Annotated in this window: 7 protein-coding genes; 6 read left to right on the top strand and 1 reads right to left on the bottom strand. The window is 37.5% G+C overall.

All coding sequences use genetic code 11. The annotated features are described in order from the left end of the window. Nucleotides 1-384, top strand: a 384-nt coding sequence (locus tag HMPREF2628_RS06300) for an LPXTG cell wall anchor domain-containing protein (protein ID WP_070842662.1), incomplete at its 5' end; no start/stop codon positions are given. 90 nt (nt 385-474) lie between these two features. On the opposite strand, the gene HMPREF2628_RS06295 is transcribed toward HMPREF2628_RS06300, so the two are convergent. Then, entirely contained in the window at nt 475-1,548 is a 1,074-nt protein-coding gene (locus HMPREF2628_RS06295; RefSeq protein ID WP_070842661.1) for a DUF2974 domain-containing protein, read from the bottom strand. Between the two features lie 155 nt (nt 1,549-1,703). Between HMPREF2628_RS06295 and HMPREF2628_RS06290 the strand changes: the two genes are divergently transcribed. From HMPREF2628_RS06290 to HMPREF2628_RS06270, 5 genes are all read left to right on the top strand, one after another. Further along, nucleotides 1,704-2,381: a response regulator transcription factor gene (locus HMPREF2628_RS06290; protein WP_050260337.1), complete on the top strand. Its 678-nt coding sequence runs from the start codon at nt 1,704-1,706 to the stop codon at nt 2,379-2,381. Continuing rightward, nucleotides 2,374-3,348: a HAMP domain-containing histidine kinase gene (locus HMPREF2628_RS06285; RefSeq protein WP_070842660.1), complete on the top strand. Its 975-nt coding sequence runs from the start codon at nt 2,374-2,376 to the stop codon at nt 3,346-3,348. Before HMPREF2628_RS06290 ends, HMPREF2628_RS06285 begins: the two co-directional genes overlap by 8 nt. 799 nt (nt 3,349-4,147) lie before the next feature. Continuing rightward, the gene (locus HMPREF2628_RS06280; RefSeq protein WP_070842659.1) at nt 4,148-5,659 is read left to right on the top strand and encodes an ATP-binding cassette domain-containing protein; all 1,512 of its coding nucleotides are present in this window, start codon (nt 4,148-4,150) and stop codon (nt 5,657-5,659) included. Between the two features lie 341 nt (nt 5,660-6,000). Beyond that, entirely contained in the window at nt 6,001-6,324 is a 324-nt protein-coding gene (locus tag HMPREF2628_RS06275; RefSeq protein ID WP_001253404.1) for a potassium channel family protein, read from the top strand. After that, the gene (locus HMPREF2628_RS06270) at nt 6,321-7,370 is read left to right on the top strand and encodes a DUF389 domain-containing protein (protein WP_070842658.1); all 1,050 of its coding nucleotides are present in this window, start codon (nt 6,321-6,323) and stop codon (nt 7,368-7,370) included. Before HMPREF2628_RS06275 ends, HMPREF2628_RS06270 begins: the two co-directional genes overlap by 4 nt. Nucleotides 7,371-7,566 lie beyond the last annotated feature (196 nt).

The following is a 7,566-nucleotide window of genomic DNA, read 5'->3' as shown; positions in this document are numbered from 1 at the left end:
TACCGCTTCGTAGAGACTAAGAAACTTCCAAATGGCGATGTAGAACACGTTTATGAGAAAGTTAAGACATCATTCAAGGATAAAGATGGAAACGAAATTCCAAACTATCCAACAGAAGACGGGGACCAACCTAAGAAAGATATCCCAGGTTACCGCTTCGTAGAGACTAAGAAACTTCCAAATGGCGACACAGTTCATGTTTATGAAAAAATCATTCCTTCTGTGAAACCAGAACCTGCGAAACCATCAAAACCAGCTCCAGCTAAACCAGCTAAGGAATTGCCTAATACTGGTACAGAAGATCACTCTAGCCTAGCAGCTCTTGGACTTCTTGGAGTATTGAGCGGATTTGGTCTTGTGGCACGCAAGAAAAAAGAAGACTAATCTTTTAATCATTAAAGATTAGACAAAGGAATTCAATTTCATAAATGAAAACCCAACTAATCAAACGATTAGTTGGGTTTTTTATGTGGATTATCTATTTTTCCAGGATTGGTAACGGGTATCAATTAATAATTGGGTAAGACGTTCCATAGTTTCCCTTTCTTCTGGAGTAAGGGATTGAACTTGGACGAATAGATGACGAATGTGTTCGATAGCTTTTAAGGAAGACAGGTCATTGATGGAGCTAACCCCAGCATCTAGAATAGTGCCAAAGAAGAGATCGAAGTAGAGCTGAAGTTCCTCGTCAGGGACTGTCGCCACCCACTCCTTGAAGGTTGTATCTACCTGTTGGCTATCACTGTTGGTCTTATCCAGTTGAATGAAGTGCTTGTCCTCAATCTGCCAACTAAAGGTATCGTGCTGGGCGATACCACCCAAGGCAGTACTGTGAACGATGACTTGGTGGTCAGGAATTTCCAGCATCATACCGATAATGGATCCTTGCGGGATGAAGACCTTGGTTCTATCTATTATCCTTTGATAGCCCTCGGTTTGTGTCAATTCTTTGTGGAGACCAGGCGCATCAAAAGTATAAACTGCTGTGATTTGATTTTGCAAGTTTTGCTCAATTTGACTAGCCGCATAGATGGCTAAATTTCCTCCCTTGGAATGCCCAGCCAGAATGACCTTTTGCTTAGGATGTTGGGCAAAAAAGGTCTTTAAATAGCGGAGGGCATGCTTTTGAGCAGGAATTTCCTTCATATAGGTTAGGTGGAAATCTTCCTTCCAGCCAATGATACTGTCATCTGTCCCACGAAAGACAATCAAATAGGTATCGAGAGTGAGGCGGTAGGTCATAGCCGCAAACTGCTTCTGCAGTTCAGGGTCGATGTCATTGATAAAATGGGAGAGTTTGCAATTTTTGAAGCGTTTGTGTTGAGCTAGTTCATCTAATAGCTGGAGGCGACTTTTACTGGTTAACATGTTAGGCTCCCTTGGAACCTGAGGTGCCAGGTCTAAAAGTCGCAGAGGAGTTGTGGAGACCAGATTATCAAAGGAGAGGTAGGTGATTTCTGTTAAGGCTAGAATGTCTAACTCATTCAAAGGTAAGTCGTAAAAGGAATCGTATGTGACATCTTTTAGATAGTCAAAAATATTGGCCATAAGAGCTCCTTTCTTTTTATTTATCTTATCAAATTTCCCTCAAATTAGCTAGTAGGATTGTTTCACTTTGTTGGCTAAAAACAAGCTATTTCAAATTCAGTTTCAGACCTTCAAGCATGGAAAAATCTGTTATAATAATAGAAAAGGAGGAGCGCATGCACAAGATTTTATTAGTAGAAGATGATCAGGTCATTCGTCAACAGGTCGGGAAAATGCTCTCTGAATGGGGATTTGAAGTGGTTCTGGTAGAAGACTTTATGGAAGTTTTGAGTCTATTTGTTCAGTCGGAACCTCATCTGGTTCTCATGGATATTGGACTGCCCTTGTTTAATGGCTATCACTGGTGTCAGGAAATTCGCAAGATTTCCAAGGTACCTATTATGTTTCTGTCTTCGAGAGATCAGGCTATGGATATCGTCATGGCAATCAATATGGGGGCGGATGACTTTGTGACCAAGCCTTTTGACCAACAGGTTCTTTTAGCCAAGGTTCAGGGCTTGTTGCGTCGTTCCTATGAGTTTGGGCGTGACGAGAGTTTACTGGAATATGCTGGTGTGATCCTCAATACTAAATCCATGGATTTACATTATCAAGGTCAAATCTTGAACTTGACCAAGAACGAATTCCAGATTTTACGCGTTTTGTTTGAGCATGCGGGCAATATTGTAGCGCGTGACGACCTCATGCGGGAACTTTGGAACAGTGACTTTTTCATTGATGATAATACCCTCTCTGTTAATGTTGCTCGTTTGCGTAAAAAATTGGAAGAGCAGGGCTTGGTAGGATTTATCGAGACTAAGAAAGGGATAGGGTACGGACTGAAGCATGCTTGATTGGAAACAATTTTTTCTAGCCTATCTGCGTTCCCGTAGTCGTCTGTTTGTCTATCTACTTGCTTTAGCATTTCTGGTTTTGCTCTTTCAGTTTTTATTTGCCAGTTTAGGAATTTACTTTCTCTACTTTTTCCTCTTGTGTTGCTTTGTAACCATCTTATTTTTCACTTGGGACATATTGGTAGAAATGCAGGTCTATCGTCAGGAAATTTTCTATGGGGAGAGGGAAGCCAAATCTCCATTGGAAAGAGTCTTGGCTGAGAAATTAGAAGCGTATGAGATGGAACTCTACCAGCAGAGGTCAGATGCAGAAAGAAAACTGACGGATTTGCTAGATTACTATACCTTGTGGGTTCATCAGATTAAGACCCCCATTGCAGCTAGTCAATTGTTAGTTGCAGAAGTAGCAGACCGCCAATTGAAGCAGTGGCTAGAACAGGAAATTTTCAAGATAGACTCCTATACCAATCTAGTCTTGCAGTACCTGCGTTTAGAAAGTTTCCATGATGATTTGGTCTTGAAGCAGGTGCAAATCGAGGACTTGGTCAAGGAAATAATTCGTAAATATGCTCTTTTCTTTATTCAAAAAGGCTTAAATGTCAATCTACATGACCTCGATAAAGAAATTGTGACAGATAAAAAGTGGTTGCTAGTTGTCATTGAGCAAATCATCTCAAACAGTCTCAAGTACACCAAGGAAGGTGGTCTGGAGATTTATATGGAGGGGCAAGAGCTTTGTATCAAGGATACAGGAATCGGGATAAAAAATAGTGATGTCCTCCGAGTCTTTGAACGTGGTTTTTCAGGATATAATGGCCGCCTGACCCAGCAGTCATCTGGACTTGGACTTTACCTCTCTAAGAAAATTTCTGAAGAACTAGGTCACCAGATTCGTATCGAGTCTGAGGTCGGAAAAGGAACGACAGTGCGGATTCAGTTTGCTCAAGTGAACTTAGTCCTTGAGTGAGAAGAGACAATGAGTTTTTACCCAATCTCTTTTTGCTATATTTCAGGATATTTGAAGACTGTTTTTTACAAAACCAATAATAGAATTTTTAATACGGAATATAGTATAAATACTGGTTCAAAGTGAAGTTTTGTATGCTTTATACTTTTGTTGAGTATAAAATCTATAAACTAAGGGTGAATTACAAAAATTAATTTGAGATGAAGTGAATTGTAGACTTGGGGAATGTCTCCTATTCGATTTCAGAATGAATCGTTGATACTGGATTAAAAGAACTGCAGCTTTCTTTTTATTTTGAATGAGATAGGTGTATATAGATTTGTGTAACTGGTGTAGAACTGTTTCCAAAGAATTATTGAATGTATCGAATACACACATTCTATTGATTTTGAACCAGTTTTTAATTTCTAAATGTTGTAATAGTTTTATCAAGTAAAAGGAGACTGCCATGATTGGAGACAATATAAAATTCTTACGAAAATCACATAATCTGATATAACCAGAATTTTCACGGATTGTGGGTGTGTCATGAAATAGCCTAAATCGTTAGAAAAACTGAAAAAGCTTACTTTCAATAGAAGTATTGGAAATATTCATTTTACATCTATCAAAGAAACATGGGATAGACCTATATTTTACAAAATAGCAAATTATATTTTGAATGATAGTAAAAACTGCAGTACTTGTGTGATTTACAATTATTGCACTCAATGTCCGAGTATCGCACTATCTGAAATAAGGAATAGTAGAGATTGTTCTGCGATATGTAAAAAAAACGCATTAGCAAGGAGTATCATATATGCTACCATATCTTAAAACTATTAGATGGTATCTCTTCTTTAATTTTCTTTTTGGTGTAGTATCGAATATCTGCACAGCTTTGTTACCGTATTTCACGCAGGCATTAATCAAAGGGGATTATCAAGTAGCTCTATATGGTTACTCTATGTCAGTGGCAGGCTATTTGAGTTGTAACTATATCCAAATGATACTTGATTGGAAGCAGGGGATTATCTTTTCGACTACTTTGAAAAATGAGTGGTTTCGTTCACTTCTGGGACTCAGTCACCACGATTTCAAGCAGAAAACAGTAGCAGAGTATATTTCCTATCAATCTAATGACCTAGATTCGTTGGAAAAGGATTACCTTCCTCCATTGATGAGTTTTATCAAACAAATTTTACGTATCATCATTTACGCTTTCATTATTAGCAGAACAATTAATCCTATTGTATCACTGATTTTAATCTTTTCCACTGGAATTAGTATTCAAATTCCTAAAATCGTTGGGAAGTTGACCGCTAATCGTAGACAGGTTTACTTGAAAAAACAAGGAGATTACTATCGAACTTTGGAGGATTTGCTCATGGGACATCATTTGGTAAATAAACTAACTATGTCGCATTTTTTGAATCAACAAAAGAGATCTCTAAAGAATTTGCAGGATAAGTATTTTAAGTATGGTTTGACAAAAATTACAGGCATCTTATTGACAGGTGTTTCTTTTGAATTCATTAGTCTTGTTCTGTTTATTTATTTAGCCTACTCTCTATCTCACCAGCAACTCGGTATTCCTGAGGTGGTGGCGAGTTTCGGATATATAAATGCTTTTTCTGAACCAATACAGGAAATCCTTTATGATTTACAAATGTTAGAGTCCGTAAAGCCTGTAATCAAGAGTTTTCAAAACATTGTTGGGAGACCCGTTTCAGTTCAAGCACCTCAACATTCTTTTGATACGATTACTTTGAAAAACATTTCCAAACAACTGGGAGAATCAAAATTGATAATTACTTCCGCTACGATTCAAAAAGGGGATAAAATTGCGCTTATTGGTAAGAATGGGTCTGGAAAAAGTAGTCTGCTCAACATTTTAAATGGAACAGATGAAGATTTTGAAGGACAAATTGTGCTAGATGAGCTTGTTTTGGACCATCTTTGGGGAAGATTCGGTATGATTCTGCAACAAGAACATACATTTATTTCGAGTTATGAAAATAATGTAACGCTATTCAATAGTTTCAATGAAAAATTCAGAGAAGAAGATTTTGAAAAAATTCCACCACAATCCCTGTCAGGTGGTCAGCAACAACGAATGTATTTAAATCGTGAGAAAAATCGTAAAAATCCATTGCTTATCCTAGACGAACCTTTCTCTGCCTTGGATACTAATCAGTTTAAAATGGAATTGGAAAGAGTTCTGGAACTACCAAGTGCCGTCATTGTTACTTTACATCGCCAAAACGAATTATTAAGTAAGTTTGACCAAGTTTGGGAAATTAAGAATGGAGAACTTGTAATTTTGAAATAGCTAAATTATAAAGAATAAAACACATAGTATTAAGGAGAGATACCGTTTTTCCTTCTTCGGATAAGGAAACAAAAATTTCTTGCTTCATCTATCTATTCAATTGATAGATTTCGTCAGAGAAAGACTGTAAAATTTTTGATATAATGTTAAGAAGGGACTGATTCAAGACAGTCATATCTGGTCTTTCTTCCAGTCATTTTTCAAACAATATCAGTTGATAATCAGCTTAAATCAGATCTATCAGTTTGTCTATCTTTCTCTGATGGAGATCATGTCCTATCTTCACTTTGATTATTGGAAAAAACGGCTCGGTCAGGAGCTAGTATGAATAAGGAGAACAAATGAGACGTTTAAAAATGTTATGGCATATTATACAGGTTACGGGTTTTACTCGGTTTGCTCTGAGTTTTGTGACCTTTGTTTTTGGGTCAGGAGGCGTGCTTTTCCTAGTTGAACCTGCTATCACAAATTACGGAGACGGTCTTTGGTATGCTTTTGTGACTTCGACGACTGTCGGCTACGGGGATCTCCTAGCTGTGACCTTGATTGGAAGGATTACCAGTGTCTTCTTGACGATTTATGGGCTCATATTTTTTGGCTGTTTATCAGCTGTTATTATTAATTATTATACCGATTTAAATAAGGAAAGAGGAGAGGACAAATGACTGCCAATTATTCAACACGGGAATACCGTGAGAAATTATACGATGACCTTCATGTTCGATTGAGAGATACAGCGATTTTGATGTGTGCAATTTTTATTGCCTCTATCGGTCTAAATATGAATTCAACAGCTGTTATTATTGGAGCCATGTTAATTTCACCTCTCATGACACCGATTGTTGGACTGGGATTCGGTTTAGCTATTTTTGATACGCGTTTAATCAAGCAATCTCTAGAGGTTTTATTGACTCAAGTGTTGGTCAGTTTGCTTGTCTCGACTCTGTATTTCTGGATTTCTCCCTTGTCTTATGCAAGTAGCGAGTTGATCGCACGAACCTCTCCAACCATTTGGGATGTTCTCATTGCTATTGCTGGTGGGATAGCAGGTGTCATTGGTTCAAGGAAAAAAGAAGCAAACAATATCGTGCCAGGAGTAGCCATTGCAACAGCTCTGATGCCACCTATCTGTACTGCAGGTTACGGTTTAGCTAATGGAAATGTACGATTTTTATTTGGAGCTCTCTATCTTTTCTTGATCAACTGTGTTTTTATCATGCTAATCAATATTGTTGGAACAAGAATTTTGATGAGAAAATCTCCCTTAAGTTCATTTAAAGAGCTAAATATTAAAATGAGAATTGGGTTGATATCCTTGATTGTATTATTGATTCTTCCAGCCAGCTATTCAGCAATCACTCTGACGATAGATCAAGCGCGAAAAGAAGGAATCAAACAGTTTGTAGGAAAAGAGTTTGCCAATCACACAGTTATCAATCAAGTCTACAAGTCAAGGGATAATGAATTGGTCTTGACAATTGTTGGTGACCCGATTTCAGAAGAAGAATTAGAAAACATTCGCCAAAAACAAGCCTCTTACGGTATTCAATCTGTTCAATTGAAAGTCAATCAAGTCCATAATTCGACAAAATTAGATAGTGATTCGACCAAGGAATTTTATGAAACTATTAACAAGTATATCGATCAAAAACTCTCTGAAAAGGATTCACAAAAAGATCTCGTAAAAGAAAATGAAGCAGACAAGGACTGAGGATATTGACCTTATCTAACTCATGAAAGCAAATCTTTGGAGGGTGTCCTATATCCAAAAATTGGTGGATAGAAAGGATTGTTGATGAGGATATCATTTGTGGTGCTTTGACCAATCACTACTAGCTCAGATTAAATAAAATATAAAAAGCAACAGCTGAAATGAACTGCACCCCAAAAGTTAGACAGAAAAAATC

The sequence above is a fragment of the Streptococcus sp. HMSC063B03 genome (assembly GCF_001836965.1).
In the GTDB taxonomy this organism is placed as follows: Bacteria; Bacillota; Bacilli; order Lactobacillales; family Streptococcaceae; genus Streptococcus; species Streptococcus pneumoniae_F.
This window is presented reverse-complemented; position numbering and strand designations above follow the sequence as displayed.

What these genes read in the sequence shown, in the direction of transcription:
- HMPREF2628_RS06285 (WP_070842660.1), top strand. Translation starts at nt 2,374, where the DNA reads ATGCTTGATTGGAAACAATTTTTTCTAGCCTATCTGCGTTCCCGTAGT.
- HMPREF2628_RS06280 (WP_070842659.1), top strand. Translation starts at nt 4,148, where the DNA reads ATGCTACCATATCTTAAAACTATTAGATGGTATCTCTTCTTTAATTTT.
- HMPREF2628_RS06270 (WP_070842658.1), top strand. Translation starts at nt 6,321, where the DNA reads ATGACTGCCAATTATTCAACACGGGAATACCGTGAGAAATTATACGAT.
- HMPREF2628_RS06275 (WP_001253404.1), top strand. Translation starts at nt 6,001, where the DNA reads ATGAGACGTTTAAAAATGTTATGGCATATTATACAGGTTACGGGTTTT.
- HMPREF2628_RS06295 (WP_070842661.1), bottom strand. Translation starts at nt 1,548, where the DNA reads ATGGCCAATATTTTTGACTATCTAAAAGATGTCACATACGATTCCTTT.
- HMPREF2628_RS06290 (WP_050260337.1), top strand. Translation starts at nt 1,704, where the DNA reads ATGCACAAGATTTTATTAGTAGAAGATGATCAGGTCATTCGTCAACAG.